Annotated in this window: 20 protein-coding genes; 14 read left to right on the forward strand and 6 right to left on the reverse strand. The window is 43.0% G+C overall.

Annotated features, from left to right (window positions below):
• Positions 1-10: 10 nt before the first annotated feature.
• From NAQ_RS07685 to pyrH, 7 genes are all read left to right on the forward strand, one after another.
• A complete protein-coding gene (locus NAQ_RS07685; protein WP_320410613.1) occupies positions 11-1624 on the forward strand; it encodes an ABC transporter permease in 1614 nt (537 codons plus the stop codon).
• Position 1625: 1 nt separating this feature from the next.
• On the forward strand, positions 1626-2738 hold the full coding sequence (locus tag NAQ_RS07690; RefSeq protein ID WP_162858700.1) for an ABC transporter ATP-binding protein: 1113 nt from the start codon (positions 1626-1628) through the stop codon (positions 2736-2738).
• A gap of 95 nt (positions 2739-2833) precedes the next feature.
• Positions 2834-3796 (forward strand): hypothetical protein, encoded by a 963-nt coding sequence (locus NAQ_RS07695; protein WP_100182971.1) that lies wholly within the window; start codon positions 2834-2836, stop codon positions 3794-3796.
• A 192-nt stretch (positions 3797-3988) separates the two neighbouring features.
• Positions 3989-4618 carry a hypothetical protein gene (locus NAQ_RS07700; protein WP_100182972.1) on the forward strand — a complete coding sequence of 210 codons (630 nt, stop codon included), beginning with the start codon at positions 3989-3991 and terminating at the stop codon, positions 4616-4618.
• Between the two features lie 63 nt (positions 4619-4681).
• Entirely contained in the window at positions 4682-5266 is a 585-nt protein-coding gene (tmk, locus tag NAQ_RS07705; protein WP_100182973.1) for a dTMP kinase, read from the forward strand.
• Positions 5263-6468: an HD domain-containing protein gene (locus NAQ_RS07710; protein ID WP_100182974.1), complete on the forward strand. Its 1206-nt coding sequence runs from the start codon at positions 5263-5265 to the stop codon at positions 6466-6468. The genes tmk and NAQ_RS07710 overlap by 4 nt, the downstream gene beginning before the upstream one ends.
• 4 nt (positions 6469-6472) lie before the next feature.
• The gene (pyrH, locus tag NAQ_RS07715; RefSeq protein WP_100183523.1) at positions 6473-7150 is read left to right on the forward strand and encodes a UMP kinase; all 678 of its coding nucleotides are present in this window, start codon (positions 6473-6475) and stop codon (positions 7148-7150) included.
• Here the strand turns inward: pyrH and NAQ_RS07720 are convergent.
• Positions 7145-7495, reverse strand: coding sequence for a hypothetical protein (locus tag NAQ_RS07720; RefSeq protein ID WP_100183524.1), 351 nt, complete (start codon positions 7493-7495; stop codon positions 7145-7147). The genes pyrH and NAQ_RS07720 overlap by 6 nt on opposite strands.
• Positions 7496-7549: 54 nt before the next feature.
• On the opposite strand from NAQ_RS07720, the gene NAQ_RS10345 reads away from it, so the two are divergent.
• Complete coding sequence (locus NAQ_RS10345; RefSeq protein WP_245871577.1) at positions 7550-8110, forward strand: hypothetical protein; 561 nt, start codon at positions 7550-7552, stop codon at positions 8108-8110.
• A 55-nt stretch (positions 8111-8165) separates the two neighbouring features.
• Positions 8166-8732, forward strand: a complete 567-nt coding sequence (locus NAQ_RS07730) for a hypothetical protein (RefSeq protein WP_100182976.1) — start codon at positions 8166-8168, stop codon at positions 8730-8732.
• 208 nt (positions 8733-8940) lie between these two features.
• Here NAQ_RS07730 and NAQ_RS07735 read toward each other — a convergent pair whose 3' ends face one another.
• The 4 genes from NAQ_RS07735 to NAQ_RS07750 all read right to left on the reverse strand — a co-directional run bounded on the left by NAQ_RS07735 (position 8941) and on the right by NAQ_RS07750 (position 11652).
• The gene (locus NAQ_RS07735) at positions 8941-9588 is read right to left on the reverse strand and encodes a CRISPR-associated protein Cas4 (protein WP_100182977.1); all 648 of its coding nucleotides are present in this window, start codon (positions 9586-9588) and stop codon (positions 8941-8943) included.
• Between the two features lie 11 nt (positions 9589-9599).
• Complete coding sequence (locus tag NAQ_RS07740; protein ID WP_100182978.1) at positions 9600-9836, reverse strand: hypothetical protein; 237 nt, start codon at positions 9834-9836, stop codon at positions 9600-9602.
• Between the two features lie 39 nt (positions 9837-9875).
• On the reverse strand, positions 9876-10925 hold the full coding sequence (locus NAQ_RS07745) for a V0D/AC39 family V-type ATPase subunit (protein ID WP_100182979.1): 1050 nt from the start codon (positions 10923-10925) through the stop codon (positions 9876-9878).
• 64 nt (positions 10926-10989) lie between these two features.
• The gene (locus NAQ_RS07750; protein WP_100182980.1) at positions 10990-11652 is read right to left on the reverse strand and encodes a hypothetical protein; all 663 of its coding nucleotides are present in this window, start codon (positions 11650-11652) and stop codon (positions 10990-10992) included.
• Between the two features lie 121 nt (positions 11653-11773).
• Between NAQ_RS07750 and NAQ_RS07755 the strand changes: the two genes are divergently transcribed.
• Entirely contained in the window at positions 11774-13345 is a 1572-nt protein-coding gene (locus NAQ_RS07755; RefSeq protein WP_100182981.1) for an ammonium transporter, read from the forward strand.
• A 72-nt stretch (positions 13346-13417) separates the two neighbouring features.
• The gene (locus NAQ_RS07760; protein WP_100182982.1) at positions 13418-14191 is read left to right on the forward strand and encodes a sulfurtransferase; all 774 of its coding nucleotides are present in this window, start codon (positions 13418-13420) and stop codon (positions 14189-14191) included.
• A gap of 1 nt (position 14192) precedes the next feature.
• Here the strand turns inward: NAQ_RS07760 and NAQ_RS07765 are convergent, their stop codons facing one another.
• Positions 14193-16286, reverse strand: a complete 2094-nt coding sequence (locus NAQ_RS07765) for a V-type ATP synthase subunit I (RefSeq protein WP_100182983.1) — start codon at positions 16284-16286, stop codon at positions 14193-14195.
• Between the two features lie 77 nt (positions 16287-16363).
• On the opposite strand from NAQ_RS07765, the gene NAQ_RS07770 reads away from it, so the two are divergent.
• Genes NAQ_RS07770 through NAQ_RS07780 form a run of 3 tightly spaced genes read left to right on the forward strand, consistent with a single transcriptional unit; the run spans position 16364 to position 20118 of the window.
• Entirely contained in the window at positions 16364-16957 is a 594-nt protein-coding gene (locus NAQ_RS07770; RefSeq protein ID WP_100182984.1) for a V-type ATP synthase subunit E, read from the forward strand.
• A 6-nt stretch (positions 16958-16963) separates the two neighbouring features.
• The gene (locus NAQ_RS07775) at positions 16964-18736 is read left to right on the forward strand and encodes a V-type ATP synthase subunit A (protein ID WP_100182985.1); all 1773 of its coding nucleotides are present in this window, start codon (positions 16964-16966) and stop codon (positions 18734-18736) included.
• Positions 18733-20118: a V-type ATP synthase subunit B gene (locus NAQ_RS07780; protein WP_100182986.1), complete on the forward strand. Its 1386-nt coding sequence runs from the start codon at positions 18733-18735 to the stop codon at positions 20116-20118. The genes NAQ_RS07775 and NAQ_RS07780 overlap by 4 nt, the downstream gene beginning before the upstream one ends.

A 20118-nucleotide genomic window follows, 5' to 3' on the forward strand; every position in this document is an offset into this window, starting at 1 on the left:
ATCCATGTAATTGAATCTCTTAACATCTAATTCTAAATTATCTAATCCCCTAACACATACATCTTTTCCACTTGTTATAGCTGGAATAATCATAGCGCTCTCAATGCTTGTGCCTTTGGCATATCTTGTGGCTCGTGCATCAGATGCAGGTCCAAGAATAACGAACATTTTGATATCTTCTCGCACACTAGAGGTCTTTGCAAATAGTACCGTTCTTGTACTAGTTGTCACTGCACTTTCTGCCGTAATTGCAGTCATCGCGGCTTTTCTTACCGTCAAGACTGACCTGCCTGGAAAAAAATTCTGGTCTGTGATTTTGACTTTGCCGCTTGCCGTTCCAAGCTTTGTAGGAAGTTTTGCTCTTATTGCCACATTTGCACCTAAAGGCAGCGCACTTCAAAATCTACTTGCCCCACTTGGGATTGATGTGCTTCCACCAATCTATGGCTGGCCAGGAGTCATACTTGCACTAACGCTATTCTCATATCCATACGTGTTTCTGACTACAAGGTCTAGCTTGCGTGGAATGGATCCTGCAATAGAAGAAGTCTCACGATCCCTTGGATACAACATCCGCTCTACTTTGCGTCATGTCACACTTCCACATCTTTACCCATCTATTGCTGCTGGTTCCCTACTTGTTGCGTTTTATGCATTGAGTGATTTTGGTACGCCAGGCCTAATGCGGTTTGACTCGTTTACACGAATGATCTATGTAGAATACCAATTGGGCTTTGATCGTAGCTCAGCCGCAGTCCTCTCATTGTTATTGGTGACACTTGTTGCTGTCATCTTGTTTTTTGAGCATCGGGTCAGAAGCAAGGCGTCATATTATAGTCTTGGGCCTGGAACAAAGCGCCAACCAGTATTGCTCAAGCTGGGACGTTGGAAGGGAGTAGCTCTTGTCTTTTGTGGTGTAATTGCAACCTTGGCGCTCTTTATCCCGATTGGCGTTATGTTCTACTGGTTTTTCCAAGGCGTAGCAGTCGGCGAATCTTATCCAAATATGGGCATTATCACTTTTAACACTGTTTACGTAGCAGCCCTTGCCACTTTGGTAATAGTTGCATTTGCATTACCGATGGCACTTTTGGTAGTAAGGTTTCCAAGAAAGTCAACTAGTGTACTTGAAAGGATCTCTTACATTGGGTTTGCAATGCCTGGAATAGTTGTGGCATTGTCTCTGGTGTCTTTTGGCGCAAATCACCTTCCAATGTTTTATCAATCCATGGGAATGCTAGTTTTTGCTTACATGGTTCTCTTTATCCCATTGTCGATCGGCGCAATTCGTTCTTCATTATTGCAGATTAACCCAAGAGTAGAAGAGGCAGCAAGATCTCTTGGCTTGGGACAAGGCAGAACACTACTGACTGTGACAATACCGATGGCAAAAACGGGGCTGCTTGCAGGAGCTGCATTGGTAATACTGACAATTATGAAAGAACTGCCCTCAACACTGCTTCTCTCTCCAATAGGGTTCAAAACGCTTGCCACACAGGTCTGGACTGGCGCCGAATCAGCATCATTTCCATATGCTGCCGCATCTGCACTTGTACTTGTGGCCATATCGGCAATTTCCGTAACTATTATACTCTCTCAGGAAAGAAATGCCTCGAGGAGATAGCTTGTCTCAGAAAACATATCGCGGCGTTTCTGGCATAAAAATAATTGGAATTTATGGAGTTGTGAAAAATCTCGGTGCGGACAAAGTCCTTGCAGTAGATGAGCTGAACCTTGAAGTTAACAAAGGCGAAATAGTAACGCTTCTTGGACCTAGCGGATGTGGCAAGACAACCACACTTAGACTTATTGCCGGATTTGAGTCACCCGATTCAGGTGAGATCCTAATTGATGGGATCCAAGTTGCGGGAAAAAAAATATTCGTCCCGCCTGAAAAAAGAAACGTCGGCATTGTATTGCAAGAATTCGCACTATTCCCTCACCTTAATGTGAGGAAAAACATTGCGTTTGGATTACGAAATCTAAACAAGTCTGAGGCAGAAGAGCGAATCAAATCAATGATCGAGCTTACTGGACTGCAGGGACTAGAGGAGCGATATCCATATCAGCTCTCGGGAGGCCAACAACAAAGAGTAGCTCTTGCAAGGGCCTTGGCTCCGTCACCCCTAATTGTTTTGTTTGATGAACCGTTTGCAAGCATAGATCCGGATCTCAGATCAAGAATGCGAATTGAACTAAAAAAAATACTAAAAAAAGCCGGAGTAACAGCTGTTTTCGTAACTCATGATCAAGAAGAAGCATTTTTGATTGCAGACAGGATTGTGGTAATGAACAAAGGCATGATACACCAAATAGGCACTCCAATGCAGGTATATCACAATCCGCAGGATCGCTTTGTTGCTGAATTTGTAGGGCATGCCGATTTCATATCTGGCAAGATTGCATCTACCAAAATTGTAACTGAAATTGGCGAGCTCCCACTGAAAAGTAACACTGTAAAAGAAGGCTCTGATGTAATTGTAATGCTCAGACCAGGAGACGTTGAAATAATACCAACAAAGTCTGGAATAGGAGTCATTGAGACCATAGAATTCAAAGGTAAAGAAACACTATACTCGATCAAACTCAAATCTGGCCAAATCATACATAGTACACAGAACTCATCTTACGTGCCTGCCGTTGGAACAGAGGTAGACGTAACTGCCAATCCGACACACCTAGTAGTATTCAGAAATGATGGGCAGTCGGCAAAGAACGAAATCCCAATTGAACTTTAGGGTTGCATTATATTTGATGTAATTCTAGAATGATAAAACAGCAAAATATAATCATAAAATCATTCTAATATCAACTTCAGATCCAGTCAAAACTGTTGTACAAAAAATTACTAATGACACTATTTGTGTTGCTTGCAGGAACAATATACATCACATCTGCAGAAGCAGCCACACCAAAAGAAACCTTTGGCAAAAACCTTGTCTATGGAGCAGATTCTGAAAACACAAATCTTGGCCACAGATGGGCCATGTTAAACACAGCTCTGACTGAAACAGCAAACACAAACTATTACTGGGCGCAAAGAAACCTCGGGGATGCTCACCAAATCTATAATGATTATTTCAAGGAGGCTGCATTAGAAGTTGATCCGGAATCAGATCAAATCATAGAAGACAAACTTTACTATAATGCTGAATACATAAAAACAAGACAACTCACAGAAGTGGGACTTAATCGACAGATAATAGACAACACTATTAACAAAATTGTCTACATGAAACTAGAAAAAGCACTAGATGAAGGAGATGCTGATTCATTTCTATATTGGTATCCAGTGATGGAAACCAAGTTTGGCATCTCAAAGAATACTGCCCTGATGACAAATCAGGCAATAGCAGAAATCAAGGAAAGCCCAGACAAGATTCATTATTATAAAAATACAATAAAATCAGAGCTACTAACAATTTTCAAAAACAAAATCGTAGCAGAAGTAAGAAAGGCCGTTACAGCAGCTGACCAAGGAAAGACAAACGATGCTATCACCGCTACACATGTAGCGTATTACCAATACAGATCTGTACACCCAGATTTGGCAAGCAAGATAGGTCAAGATAATGCAGAAAAAATTGAATCTAACATAAAATTAGCCATGGATACTGCAAGATCTGGCGTTCCAAACACTACCATGAAAGCACAACTATCAAAAATCCTCAAAACAGTAGAGCCAGTCTCTGCAGAATTTCTTTTCAAAAACGATAACTGGAGAGATTGGTGGCATCAAAGCAGCATCAAAACAGAAGAACCAACAAGGTTCAGCAATTACGTAGGAAAATACTGAATCAGTCATATAGCTAGCTTCCATTAAGCCGAAATAGATAATGTAAAGATAGGCAAGTGTGCATCTATTCTAGATGAAATTCTATTAAATCGAATTATGCCAGATTTATTCTAGCAATGTAGAACATTTCCTTGTAATACTTTGTTGAATTCTTTGGACGGTTTATTATTCAACTGAGAAGTTTGTGATATAATGAACAGCAAATTAACTGCAACAACTGCAATTTTGGCACTTGCAATAGCTTCAGTCACACTAGTGTTTGGACTATCACAGGCAGACAAAATTACCGCAGCTGATGCACCAAAAGGAAATGCAATGTATCCGTTTGCAGAAGATGTCTACCCAACAGCCACATTTGAGTTCAGGGATGCAATAGTAACTTATGACTTCCAGACGTTTGATACAACAAACAACCTATTCACTGCTTCGGCAGCAGGTTCGAACTTTCTCACTGCAAAACAAGTTGCTCCAGAGTTTGTCCTCCAAAAAGTAGTTGGTGAAACTCCACATCTACATGAAGCAGTTGACCAGTCATTTGAATGGGGAGGAAGAAACGCTCTACAGGACTACCAATACAAGGAATTTGATGTCACCATAGACATGGTACAAAAAGGCCAAATTCTCAGAACCTTTGAATACTCTGACTGTGGAGTCACAAACTACAAAATATCTTCACAATTTGACAAAGCAGAGAGCTTTACTGGAAGAGATGCATTTGCAATTCTTGAACAGTACACATTTGTCTGTGCGGGATACCAAATGGCAAATCCTGTGTATGATGCAATGATGAAAGAACAACAAAACAGAAAACCATACCAGTAAAACCTGGTCTTTTCTTTATTTTTATGATAGATTTTTAATTACTGTGACAAATCCCAATACGTTATGATTATTGTAATTGAGGGAAGCGATCAGGCTGGAAAAAAAACCCAGACGGCACTCTTGGCCCAAGCCCTCAAAAAAAGTAAAATCAAGACAAAGACCTTTAGCTTTCCAGATTATACCACACCACTAGGAAAAGAAATCAACAGATTTCTGCACGGAAAAAGAAAATTCCCGTCCCAGGTAATCCATTGTCTTTTGGCTGCAAACAGATGGGAAAAGCTAGACCAAATCAAGTCCGCCCAAGCCCAAAACTCGGTTCTTATCATGAATAGGTACTACCAGTCAAACCTAGTATATGGTGTGGCAAACGGCATGTCGCTGTCTTGGCTTGAAGGCCTCGACGAAGGACTGCCAAAGGCAGACCTAGTCATAGTACTAGACGTGTCGCAAAAAGAATCATTTTCTCGCAAGAAAGCAAATCGCGACAAGTTTGAAAAAAACGCCCAGTTTCTCAAGACTATCTCAGCCACATATCGAAAACTGGCAAAAAAATACCACTGGAGCATAGTTAATGCCTCACAATCAAAGGATCAAGTCCATGCAGACATCATGAAAATACTATCAAAAAAGCTAGCAAAACTATGAAACAATTCCTCGACATAGTAGACCCAATTCACGATTTCATCAGAGTTTATGATACTGAACTCAAAATCATCGACTCACCAATATTCCAAAGGCTGCGAAGAATACGACAGCTCTCAGGAGCACACCTTACATATCCATCCGCGCAACATTCCAGATTCGAGCACTCACTTGGCGTAATGCATATTGCAGGCCAAGCGGCCACTGCACTCAAAGAAAAAGGATTTCTAAAATCAGATCAAATCGCAGAAATCCGCCTAGCTGCACTGCTCCATGACGTAGGCCACGGCCCATTCTCACATCTATTTGAAGAAGTATTGGAAATAAAAAAGAAAATCTCACACGAAGAAATCGGCAAAAAAATCATCCAAGAGTCAGAAATCGGCGACATTTTATCCAATGCAAACTATGACAAAAAGAAAATCACCAAGCTCGCATTTGGCTATCCAAAGTACAGATTTGTAAATGAGATCATCTCTGGCTCACTTTCTGCAGACATGATGGATTATTTGCAGCGAGACGGATATTTCACGGGAGCCGAGCACGCAAAAATCGACCACAAAAGAATAATCCAGTCTATGGATGTCTACAAAACCAAGCTCGCACTGGAAAAATCCGCACTGTACTCTTTTGAGTCCATGATACTATCGAGATACCAAATGTTCAAGGCAGTCTATTTCCACAAAACAGTCCGCTCAGCCGAGGTAATGATGCTAGAGTCAATCAGGCTAGCCGATGAATATTGCGATTTTACCGACCTGGACTTGGACAATTACACACAGCTCACAGACGAATTCGTGATATCTAAAATTCTCTCACTTGGTGATAACTCAGAGCAGAGGCGAGCAAAGAAATTCGCATTGGATTACCAGAACAGAAGGCTGCTCAAGTGCGTATACGAAAAAATCATGACAAAAAAATCCCACAACTCTGAGCAAATTAGAGTGCAAATAGCAAAAAAATCAAAGCTAGGCCTAGACGAAATTTTTGTCGATACTTCTGGCACATCCTCACTGCCCCTGACTCCTGCCAAGGAAAAAACAAAATCAATAACACTAATCACTCCCAAAAAGCCAATAGAAATCTCATTTTCCAAAATCCCAGTAGTGTCATCGATGGCCGAATCCATGAATATTTTGCGGGTCTACACGTCCCAATCCAACAGAAAAAAAGTTGAAATGGCAGCAAAATCGATCCTTGGTTGATACAATGAAAAAAAGAATCGTCCTAAAATTATCTGGCAGAATCTTTGGCATGGACAATAACGAAAAACTGCTCAAGGATTACGCAACGTTTCTAGTCAAAATCAGCAAAGTCTGCCAGCCAATTGTGGTTGCCGGTGGAGGCAAAATTGCGCGACACTACATTTCCCATGCAAGATCTTCAGGCGCAGACGAATCTACACTGGACGAGCTCGGAATTGAGGTATCAAGGCTAAACGCAAAACTGCTCATCTATGCATTGGGCGGCAAGGCTTATCCGCACCCACCAACCACACTTGCAGAAACAAGACACGCAGTCGATTCAGGGTTAATTGTGGTGACAGGTGGTCTTCATCCAGGACAAAGCACAAATGGAACTGCGGCACTGATAGCGGAAAAAGTTCACGCATCCGAGTTTCTCAACGCAACAGATGTTGATGGAATTTACGATTCCGATCCAAACAAAAACCCCAGGGCAAAAAAATTCAAAAAAATCGAGCTGAAAGCCCTGCGTAGTCTTCTAGTAAAGGAGGATTCCGTGGCAGGCGGCTATGATCTCATGGATATTGTTGCCCTCAAGGTAATAGAGCGCTCTAAAATCAAGACGCGCGTAATCAAGGCAGAAATCCCAACAATAGAAAAGGCAATCCGCGGCCAAGCAGTCGGCACAGAAATCGCTCTATAGTTCTTTTTGGACTGCGCGATACTGTTCTGTCCAAATCTCAACGGTACTTCCGGAATATTCCTCGATTCCAGATTCGCGTGCCTTTTTGAAAATACTCAATGCCTCTTCTTTTTGAAGTGGCTTTGACTGCGCCTTTGTGTATCCGTCTTCATCAACTAGAATCGTGACATATCCGTCGGGAGTCTGTATTATTGCAGTATAGTTCTGCTCGCCCACAGGCACAAAGACTCCGTCCTTTTTCTTTGTGGTAAGCGTGAGCATTGCAAATCCTCCCAAATTAAAGAGGATCATCTGGGATTTGCTAGCGCGCTCTTTTCCAATTCTTACTGCTTGGAAATACTGCATTGTGTATTGGTGCTGTATTGAGAATTTAATTGCTAACATTTATGACCGGATTTTTTGCAAACCAAGTCGTTGAATTCCAAAGTTTTGCTCGGAATAATTATCGGCGTTCTGGCAGGCGCAATAGTAATAATTGCATTTTCCGGCTCGCAAATCTTCAATGATGTCACAAAGGGAGGCCTTGGAAAGCTATCTCCAGACCCAATCACAGTGCAGCCAATCCAAGTCGAGCTTGCCAAGCTAGAGGTATTATCCGTCACAGAAGAAGAGGCACAGATTGAAGTTGACTTTGAAATAACAAACCCAAACTTCAAGTCAGTCATGCTACAAGTAATCAAGTTCGATCTGTATGCAGGAGACAAGCGAGTAACAATTGCACAAATTGGAGATAGGCCGGAAGGCGCAATCGAAGGCTCTAACTATTACACAATCCTTAATACAGCGCCACAGATAATCGGCGAGACAATCACAATCAAGAACACCGGAAACGACCCCGAATTCTGGTCCGCACTGCAAAACAACTCTGTGTCCTGGAAGATAATCGGCGAGGCCAACTTTAACCTAAGCTCAATGACTGCAGGCCACGAAAACGTTGTTTCATTCGAATTTGTTCCGTAGGATCGTTTACTTTAGACAAACACATCTTTAGTATGACTATGCAGCAATCTAGCTAATGCTAAGCTCGTATTCTGTAAATAATCTGGCACACGCTGCAGAATTTCTGCTAAATCTGGCAAAAACCTTGGACCTAGAACAGGCAACACTGCAAAAGCTAAAGGACGAAGTATCTGAGCAACAGCACGAAGCCCACAAGGAAGGACAGCTAGTCAAAAAAATGACAAACTATCTAAGCGATGAGCTTGGCAGGCTGGAACTGCGACCAGAGTCGTTTGTTGGCTCTAATCTCGGCAAGCTAGGGGAAACAGAAACAAAGTTGCGACTCCTTCGGGGAAGACTGGCAGAATTTGTGGACTCTGATGATGAGACCAGTCTGAAAAACTCTGATTCGACTCTGGCCTCTGATCTAAAATCATACGAGTCATTCCTTCAGGATCTCACAGTGCAGCTAAACGAAAAGATTCCCCAACTTGAAAAAATAATCAGCCGGCTAAAGGGAGAGTGCAGAGAAGCCCAGCAACAAAAACTGTTGTTGCGTGAGATGACTGAGCTTTTCAGCCAGGAGCTAGACGAGCTGGACTCTGCCTTTGCAGAACTAAAGGGAAGGCAAATAGTATCATAGAATTCCAAAACTATGATAATTTGCCTTTATGAAAAAAATTTTGGCAAAATTATATAAGATTTGAGCTCAGATTCCTAGCAAATGGCAGAAGCAAGTCTAGCAGCATTTGGCTCAGCAGTAGGCGTCTTTATTGCTCTAGCAGTTGTGTTATTCGCACTGCGAGGCAAAGGACACAAAGAGTCACTAGAATAAGATCACTAGATCTTTTTTACTTCTTTTTACTACCAAACAATTCAGAAATTGACAATTGTTTTTCTTCGTGTTTTTTGATATAGCATCTCTCATAGTACTGGCAGTGAGAACACTCAGATGACGGCTCCAGAATTGGAGTCTTTTTGTCTGCTATCAAATTTGAAAACACCCTGACGCGACGAATGACTTCTTCAAACATTCTTTTCTCCCTGGTTAGTGCAAATGATGTCTCTTTCCCGTCGCCTGTCATGTATACAATTACGCCTTCTGTTTTGTTGAAAATCCACATGCAGCCGTTTAGATACAAAATATCCGATGCGGAAGGATTTTCAGGCGACTCTTTTATTGTCTTGAATATTATGACAATGTCTTCTGTTATCATGTCTGCTTGGCCCTTTAGCTTTATCTCATCTATTGCAAATTCCCCTAGCTTGGCACCATAGGGAAGCTTGCGTATTAGTCCACCAAGAACGACATCAAAGTTTTTGCCTTCAGGCTCTAGCGAATCAAACCTGTCAAAATAGGATCTTCTCATGCATCTGGTGATCTCATGCAAAAACACCTCGTTTTTGTTACTGGGGTTTGTGATCTGTGGCGTACTTTCCTTGGCAAGCGCATCAAGCGCACCGTTAATGACCTGTTTGTAGTCTTTATCGCCCATCATGGTGTTATCGCCTAGCTTAGAATCCTAGTGAGTTTTTTGGATATTCTATCAGAAAATGCCAATGTGACAAAATGCAGACCAAAGCCGACCACGGCGCCTGCTACCAAATTTCCAGTACCAAAGTAAATTCCCAAAAATACCGCCAAAGCCGGAATTGTCAAGACCAGTGCCAAAAACGTGCTGACCCAGACTGTGTTTACTAGGGTTTCAGTGGTGATGTCTTGCTTTTTTTTGTGCAGTCGAATCAATGGCTGATTTTGGCGCCCCTTTCCATATATAGCTTGGAATTATTCTTCCTGCTCTACTATTAGGCGAGACATGGTAGTCTGCGGGTCTATTTTCTGCTCTACAGCAAATGCGATTGCCGCAATGTTTCGTACCTCGTATGCAGTAAGTTTTGTAATTCCAATTATTGTGGCAAAGCTGAACATCTTTGTAAACGACCTGTTTACAGACCTGTATGTTGCCATCTCAAATGCATGCTCAAACGCAGCTACTGCTTCCATATTGTCTTCTGTTTGCGGAATTAGGTCTCGGTATCTAGTGGAGGCAAGCTCGTCTAGCACACTTCTAACAGAATCTGATGAGATCAGTTTTCCCAGCAAGTCCTTTGGAATACTTGGCGTGTGAGTCACTATGAGATTTTGGATTTGGTCCTCATCTAGGCCCCAGAATTTTCCTCGCAATATCGATAAAATATTGTAATAATCAATATCCATTCCAACCAGCTTCATTGTTTCGCGGTCTCGCGAGTTTCTCATTGCACGACCTAGCTGTTGGTATAAAATTTTGTCAAGCAACACATCGAAAATCTGGACATTTTTCTTGTCATTGTATAGCGCTACTGCCTTTGCCAGCTCCTCGCCAAACTCAATTGTGTTGAGGCTTGCAATTGCTTCCTCTAGGTCCTTGGCAGTAAGCGCCTTTATGATGACGTCTCGCTGGTTGATCAGCTCCTCTGCATGCAAGTTCAGATGCGGCTCCATTTCTTCCTGGGACTTGCCAAGGGCTTTGCCCTTTAGTATGACTTTGAGATTAGTAATTAGGAATTTTAGGTAATACGCATCTAAAATGTCAGACTTTCCGGCGGTATTTGCAATGGAATAGTGAATCTCTGCAAGCTCGCTTCGCAGGGCAGACTCTATTTTGCCTGCCGTAAATGGCTTGGTTATCTTGGATACGGCATCGACATATTTTGTGTTCTTTATTCGAGTAATTAGCTCATCCAAATCTCTTGCTTCTGCCAATGTCTGCAGTTCTGCCTTTGTGAGCAGTTTTCCTCGTTGCGAAAATGATTTTACAGACGCAAAGACCTTTTGCGATCCACCAGAGCCCATATTTTTGCCCCCTTTGTAATGGATTTTAATGTTTGGGGCTCATTTTTTGCAATTTTTTTGCCGATCAGCGCATTTCTTTGAGGAACGATAGTGTTTTTTCCTTTTCCTGCTTTGGCATGTTGATAAACGACTCTAGGAACTCTTTTTGGATTAAAATTGCCTCATCGGAGACTGCCATGAATCTGGCTTTTTCAAATGGAAATAGATCGGAAAATTTACCATCGCAATACGCCTTGACATAGCTCCTAAACAAGGAATAGACAAACCTTGGCGCAAACTTTGCCAGAACTTGGATCTCACCATCAAATTCCTTGTCTATTTTTGCTCCGGCAAAAAATCTCTCCAGAATTTTCTCTCTGCCTATTATCTCATCAAGTGAGATTGCTACAAGCAATCCCCTCTGCGTTAGCTGGTAAAATGGAATTCCTTTTTCCTGCAATGCCTTTGGGCCGCGCCGCAATGGCAGACGTCCGGCCTCTTCTACTATGTTTAGTGGGATCAGAATTTCGTCAAGATCGCGAAATATTCCAGAGTAGATGTTCTTCCAAACAGTATTGTTCTCTTGCGCAATTCTTTGCGCAATGGCAGTCCTTGTCATCTGCGTGGGGTTGTTCTCTGTTGCCAACGTAACAATGATTGAGCGTTGCCTCATCGCCTCGCCTGTGAGTTCCTCCTTTTTTGTCTTGAATGTCTCAAATATCGCTAGTTTTGGTTCCATCTTAGCCATGTTCTATAACATAATCCTTTGATTTTATGATATTATCTTAGGATTAATCTATTTAACAATTTACATCTTTTCTGCCCAAAACTTCTCTACGCTTAAATAATTTTCACCTTTCAAACCTCCAATGAAGAACAGGAATCACAAGTATGCTCTATTACTTGTGGTAGCAGTTGCCGCAACTTCAACAGGCGTACTGTCTACAGCCTATGCCCAACAAATCGATGATGGCATGGACGGATATACAGCAAGAGGAACAGGAATCGACACTGGTAATCCAGCAGAATGCTGGTATGAAACAGAGCCAGGTTCTGGAACTTTTGCACCATGCATGATTGATACGGGTGACACCGCTTGGATGCTAACTGCAACAACATTGGTCCTATTCATGACCCCTGGTGTTGCATTCTTCTATGGCGGATTGGCAAGATCAAAGAACATGGTAAACGTACTAGGCATGACACTAGTTGTAATGGGTCTAATCTCAGTACAATGGGTGTTGTGGGGATACTCTCTAGCATTTGGTCCAGTGAACAATGATGCAAACTTGTTCATGGGATCACTAGATTATGCTGGATTCAACAAAGTATCTCATGTAGCTCCACTTGGCTCTCCAAGTGCATGTACTGACCAAGTTTACTATACTCTGAGGTCGCCATATGTCGTAAGCACGGATGTAAAATGTAGCGCAATTTGGCCTGGAACAATTCCGCACCAACTCTTTGCAATGTTCCAAGCAACTTTCGCAATCATCACTCCGGCACTAATCATAGGCGGTATCATTGACAGAATCAAGTTCAGCGCATTTGTTGTCTTTATCTTGCTATGGGCGACCTTTGTCTATGATCCAGTAGCACACTGGGTTTGGGGCGGAGGAATCATCTATGCAGGAAAGTTAGACATGAATCCTGATTTGGCGCCGTCGTTCGCGCTTGATTATGCAGGCGGAACAGTAGTCCACATCACCTCTGGATTCTCAGCTTTGGCTGGAGCCCTAGTTCTCGGAAGACGACTTGGATATGGCAAGGTTCCAATGGAACCACACAACATTCCAATGGTTGTTCTAGGAACAGGTATGCTCTGGTTTGGCTGGTTTGGATTCAACGGTGGAAGTGGAGTTGCAGCAGATGGTCTTGCTACAAGCGCATGGGTTGTAACAAATACAGCTACAGGTATGGCTGCATTAACATGGATGTTAATGGCATGGGCACATACTGGTAAGCCAAGTATTGTCGGTACAGCATCAGGTGCAGTTGCAGGCCTGGTCACCATCACACCAGCATCAGGTTTCGTTGGACCAATGGCAGCATTGATCATTGGTATTGCAGCAGGAACTGTTTGTTATGGTTGTGTTGCATTCAAGAACTCTCGCAAATGGGACGACGCACTCGACGTTTGGGGAGTACACGGAATGGGTGGTTTCACAGGCGCAGTTTTGACCGGAACCCTTGCAAGCCCACACATATGGGACACAGGCCTGGGAATCGGCGCATGGACTGGAACACCAGAAGGCTATGAGCAACAAGCTATCAACATCATGGGCGCTCTAATGTCAGTAGGCTATTCGTTTGGTGTAACTATTGTCATCCTCAAAGTAATGGATGCAGTATGGCCAGGCGGAATTCGAGTCACTCCAAAAGAGGAAGAAATCGGATTAGATCTAGCCCAACACGGCGAAAGAGCATACGTAAACGAGTAAACAACTCAAAAACCCTCTCTCTTTTCCTTTTGTTTTCAAAATAGATTTAATGGATGCTGGATTAGCTGATTCGTGCTAATCTCTACTGCAAATCTGGCAAAGGAACTCCAAAACCAAAATCTAGTTCTAATTGATGCAAGATCATACAAAGAATATTCCCAGGGACACATTCCAGGCGCAGTAAATCTGGACCTGTTTGCATATCATTGGTTTGACACAACACCACAGGGGATGCAGATTTTCAATGAGCAAACAAAAAAACTTCTCTCGTTTGTTGGCGTGACTATGTCCAAGAAAATTGTTTTCTATGACGATGTCTCTGGAATGCTTGCGGCAAGAGGAGTCTGGTTGCTGATGTATTTTTCACACCAAAATGTCTTCATGCTTGATGGCGGAATAAAAAAATGGCAAGCAGACGGCCTGACACTTGAGACAAAAACAAACGGATTTTTCCCAACAACCTTTGACGGCAACCCAAACCTGCAAATCTTGGCAGACTATGAACATGTGTTGCAAAACATTGGCAAGTCTATACTAATTGATGCAAGATCCAAAGAAGAATTCAATGGGGATGTGATCCGCGGCGCAAGGCGTGGCCACATTCCAAGAGCAATCAATGTCGATTTTTCTGCAAACATCTCTGAAGACGGCACAATAAAAAATGAAAAACAGCTGGAAGAACTATACAAAATTCCAAAGGATGCACAAATCATTACGTACTGTCAGGGTGCATATAGGGCGGCAAACTCTTTTTTGGCACTCAAAAAACTTGGCTTTGAGAAAATCAGAGTCTATCTTGGTTCTTGGGGCGAATGGTCAAACAGAACTGAATTGCCTGTAGAGTGAATTATTTTTTCTTCCAGATTAATTGATTGTACAATAATTCTGGTACTACTTGCTTGAATGGCTGAGAGCCTCCGTCATACCACTTGGTAAAGAATTCGTACAAGTGTAATCTCAAGGACTGGATGTACACAATTAGTCCTTCAATCATCATGATTCCCAAGTTTCCGCCAACAATCATTGCAATTCCGCCAGGTGAGGACCAGCCTCCCATTGATGCAAATGCATTGTTGACTGTCATTAATAATGCAGCGTGCACAAGCAGCATGATTCCAAGTCGTGCATAGCTGATAGTATGTGCAAGGCATTCTACTGTTTTGCCCAAGAATACCTCCATGACTACGTTTGCTGCACTTCCACCGTCTTCTGGGTGATGTTTTGCGTGTAAAATTCCGCCAACCATCATTGTTGCCATAGAGCCAAGTACGACAATTACTGCAATTCTTGTGACAATCCAAACTCGAGCCCAGTCACCCAAGAATATTGTGACCCATGGAACAACTTCGGTGTGTGTTCTAGAATACATGTTCATGACATCATAGCTTGCACCAATTGCGCACATCATTATCACGACAATGCCGCCGTACAGTGTAAGGTTTGGAATTGCTTCTGTGATCATCATTTGTTTGTGACCTTCCTTGTGCAGTCGTCTGATTCTCAGTACGAATGCCCAAATTAAATGAATAATTCCAAGGAATAGTGAAACCTTGAGTATGTTGATTACCTGCTCAAATGTCAGTTCCGCAACGGACAGGGTTCCAACCAGCCAGGACACTGGCTGTAGCGGCCCGTGCAACAGATCCTCAAATGGCTGCAAGTGATCAATGTGGAAGCCAAACATTTCTCCAGCACCTACTCCTGCAACTGCTGCAGATGCCCCAGAAATGGCAATTAGCATTCCCCATCTTGCCATGACACCCTGGCCCTTCATCTTGAACAGCAAGCCAAGACCCATGAGCAACAAGCCATGGCCAAGATCTGCAAACATTATTCCGTAGAATATTGGCCACATTAGTGAAATCATGGGCGTTGGGTCTGCCTCGCCGCGTCTTGGAATGCCCTGGCTTTGCGTAATTACCTCAAAGGTTCTGACCCATCTCTTGTTTTGGAAGAGTGTCGGCCTGTTTTGCACCATCTTTGGATCCCTGATATCTTCGGTAACTGACATCCATTGCTTTGTTACTTCTTTGAATTTTCCTTCCATGTTTTTTGGAATGTATCCCTGTATGACTGCAAATCTCTTTGTTCCGCCAGGCTTGCGAAGCGTTTCTAGTACTTCTTTGGCAACAAACGCGCTCTCATGCAATGCTAGTATGTCCCTGCGAATTGAGACTTTGACTTTGGCGATTTCTTTTGCAAGTTCTTTTTCCTTCTTGGTTAGCTCTGCGAGCTTGGATACAATCAGTGAATATGCCTGTGCAGGAACCTGTGGCAGTCCCTGCGGTATCACAAATGGATTTGAATTAAAGCCACGAAACACCTTGAGTACCTTATCGGAATCGTCAGAGCCAGCAACCACGATTACTGCCAGCTTGTCCTTTGTGTCCAACTCATACTTGTAAATTGTAACACCTTCAAGCGTTCTGCTTACCTCGGCAAATTCGCTTGTGTTTATGACAAAGAGATTTGTGTAGAAATATTTCATAAAGCCAAAGCCCCCAACATCGACGTTTAGTTTTTTGACCACATCAAGAGTTTCCTTCAGAGTGGTGTATTCATCCAGTGAACGCTGGGTTGCAGCTATGTCTTCGAGTAGTTTTGCCGGACCGTCAACAATTCCTGGGCTCTTTTTCTCCAAGTCGTCAACCATTGTCTGCATTTCGTCAAGCTCGTACTGTTTTTTCTTGATGACAGTTCCCTTGAATAATACTTCCATGATTCCAACTTGTAGTGGAATCTGCAAGCCCTTTACCACGTCGTCTATTGCTTGGTAGGATTTTTGCGCGCGCAAAAGTAAATCGTCAACTTCGGGAGTAACGATGTCGTTTTCCGTCTCTATTTTGTGAAACCATTCAAATTCCGCAAGACGGGAAACTGCAAGTGGAGATTCCGATCTAGGTAAAATTATGCTACCAAGTTTTAGATCGGCTACTACCAAGACAATTATTCGGTTTTTTGGACGATTTTAAAATCTTTCCAAACATTAAAATCCATTAGTCTATTGGAGCCAGATCAATGGGCGTTGATTCTGCACTAGAGAGAACTGTAGAAAAAATCCTTCAGAACACAGAACAACAGATCGTCTCAAGCCTAAAAGAAGCATTAAAGTCCTCACAAACAACCCTTGCAAACTCGCAAATCACGCTGGAGCAGGAATATGACAAAATTCTAGCCGAGGGCAAAAAGGAAGCAGAAAAACTCGAAAAACAAATCATAGGAAACGCCGATCTAGATTCCAGAAACAAACAACTCTTGCTGGTAGAAGAATCAATAGAAAAAGTCTTTGAGAAAGCGATCGCAAAACTCCAAAGTGCAGATCGTGGCTCTGACTATTCCAAATTAATCTCGTCATTATTACAAGAGTCAATTGACACAATTGGCACATCCGAGATAATTGTTCAGACAAATTCAAAGGACAAGTCTGTCGTCCAATCATTATTATCCAAATTTCCAGGAGCAACGCTCTCATCTGATACAATTGAATGTCTCGGTGGAATTCACGTTCAATCAAAGGATGGCACCATGAAATTCGACAACACAATTGATGCAAGACTAGATCGCCTGAAGCCTTTAATAAGGAAGGATATTGCATCAAAATTCGGAAGGTAAAAGGGAATGGTAGCAAAGGGTCGAATTGTTTGGGTTAGTGGTCCTGCAGTAAAAGCAGACGGCATGTCTGATGCAAAAATGTACGAGACAGTCTCTGTCGGCGACGCAAAACTAATCGGCGAAGTAATTCGTCTTACAGGCGATGTAGCATTTATCCAAGTTTACGAATCCACCAGCGGATTAAAGCCAGGCGAGCCAGTAGTAGGTACTGGTAACCCACTGAGCGTTTTGTTAGGTCCAGGCATCATTGGCCAAATTTATGATGGAATCCAGAGACCACTAAAAGACTTGGCAGAAAAGTCTGGCTCTTTTATTGGCAGAGGAATCACCACCACGCCAGTTGTTATGAATAAAAAATACAAATTCACACCAAAGGTAAAGATTGGCGACACTGTGCAACCGGGAAGCATCATCGGCTCTGTGCAGGAAACCGACCTAATCGAGCATGGCATAATGGTTCCACCAGACCATGCTGGCGGCAAAATCACAAAGATTGTTAGCGAAGGCACTTATGATTTAGAAACAGAGCTTGCAACCACAGATAATGGCAAGACACCGATCAAGATGTATCATTACTGGCCAGTAAGAAAGCCAAGACCATACAAATCAAGATACGATCCAACCATTCCACTATTGACTGGCCAAAGAGTAATTGACACATTCTTCCCAATTGCAAAGGGTGGAACAGGCTCCATTCCAGGAGCATTTGGTACAGGAAAAACCGTAACACTGCACCAAATTGCAAAGTGGGCAGACTCTCAAGTTGTTGTGTATATCGGATGTGGAGAGCGAGGAAACGAAATGACCGAGGTGCTCGTTGAATTCCCACACCTCAAAGACCCAAGAACCGGAAAACCACTCATGGACAGAACTGTCCTTGTTGCAAACACTAGCAACATGCCGGTGGCTGCAAGAGAGGCAAGCATCTACACTGGAGTAACAATTGCTGAATATTACCGAGACATGGGTAAGGACGTCGTCCTTGTTGCTGATTCCACCTCAAGATGGGCAGAAGCACTAAGAGAGATGAGCGGAAGACTCGAAGAAATGCCAGCAGAAGAAGGCTATCCATCATATCTAGCATCAAGATTAGCAGAATTTTATGAAAGAGCAGGACGTGTCCGAGCGCAAGGAAGCCCAGACAGGGACGGCTCTGTAACACTGATTGGCGCAGTATCTCCATCTGGTGGAGACTTTACAGAACCAGTCACTACACATACAATGCGATTCATCAAAACTTTCTGGGCGCTTGATGCAAAACTGGCGTATTCTCGTCACTATCCGTCAATTAACTGGATGAACAGCTATTCCGGATATTTAGCAGACATTGGAAAATGGTGGGGCGAAAATGTGTCAAAGGACTGGTTTGAGCTAAGACGCGAAGCATACGGAATTTTGCAAAGAGAGGACACACTAAAAGAAATTGTCAGACTGCTAGGCCCTGAAGCACTGCCAGATGAGGAAAAACTAATTCTCGAGGTAGCAAGAATGGTCAAAATCGGAATCCTACAACAAAACTCTTTTGACGACGTAGACACTTACTGCAGCCCACAAAAACAATTCAAGCTCTTGACATTACTAGTTGACTTTTACAGAAAAGGCCAAGCGGCACTGCGTGAAGGCGCATCCCTTGCTGACATTAGGGCGATGCCAGTAATTGCAACACTACTCAAAGCAAGAATGGAAGTAAAAGAGGACGAGCTTGCAAAACTAGATGCACTGTCTGGTACTATAGAATCTGAATTCAAGAACATTTCCGGAGTAAAGGTTTCGGCATGAGCGCACAGGGTGGAGTCCAGTATTCAAAAATTGCAGAGATCAAAGGACCACTAGTAATTGTTGACGGAGTAGAAAGCGTTGCATTCGATGAGCTAGTTGAAATTCAAACTACCGATGGACAGAGAAGACTAGGCAAAGTCCTCGAAGTAGGAAATAGAAAAGCAATCGTCCAGGTATTTGAGGGAACAACAGGTCTCTCAGTTTCTGGAACAAGCGCAAAGTTCGTAGGCAAAGTCATGGAAATGCCAGTCTCCGAACAAGTGCTAGGCAGAGTCTTTGACGGACTGGGAAGACCAATCGACGGACTGCCAGACCCAATTGCAGAAAAATTCATCGACATCAACGGCGCACCAATGAACCCAGAACAAAGAGAATATCCTAGAGATTTCATTCAAACAGGCGTATCAGTAATTGATGGAATGCTAACGCTAGTCAGAGGCCAAAAGCTTCCAATCTTTTCCGGCTCTGGCATGTCACACAATATCTTGGCAGCACAAATTGCAAGACAGGCGGCAGTAGTTGGAACATCCGATGAATTTGCAGTAGTCTTTGCAGCAATCGGCGTGCAATATTCCGAGGCAGAATATTTCAGAAGAAGCCTAGAGGAGTCTGGCGCACTAAAGCGTAGTGTATTATTTTTGAATCTAGCAGACGATCCTGCAATTGAGAGAATCATCACGCCAAGAGTAGCGCTAACCGTTGCTGAATACTTGGCGTATGACCTTGGAATGCACGTACTGGTAATTCTAACAGACATGACAAACTATGCAGAGGCACTAAGAGAAATCAGCGCAGCAAGAGAAGAAGTGCCGGGAAGAAAAGGCTATCCTGGATATCTCTACACTGACCTATCGACAATCTACGAAAGAGCAGGAAGACTGCGAGACAAAAAGGGCAGTGTGACTCAGATGCCAATTTTGACCATGCCATCAGACGATATCACTCATCCAATTCCAGACCTTACTGGCTACATCACAGAAGGACAAATAGTGTTGGGTCGTGACTTGTTCAGACAAGGAGTCTATCCGCCAGTAAACATCCTGATGAGCTTATCGCGAATCATGAAGGACGGAATTGGCGAGGGAAGAACAAGAGCAGACCACCAAGAAGTCTCCAATCAAAACTATGATGCTTATTCCCGTGCACAAGAAGTTCGCGCGCTGGCAGGAATTGTAGGAAAGGCAGGCCTCACAGGTGTGGACCTCAAATATCTCGAAGTAGGCGACGGATTTGAAAAGGAATTCCTCACCCAAGGAATTGACGAGAATCGAACCATAGAGGAAACGCTGGGACTCCAGTGGAAAGTAGTGTCATTATTGCCAAAGAACGAGCTAACCAAAGTTAAAGACAAGTTTATCGACCAATACTACAAGGAACGATAG

The organism is Candidatus Nitrosotenuis aquarius, from assembly GCF_002787055.1.
Lineage (GTDB): Archaea > Thermoproteota > Nitrososphaeria > Nitrososphaerales > Nitrosopumilaceae > Nitrosotenuis > Nitrosotenuis aquarius.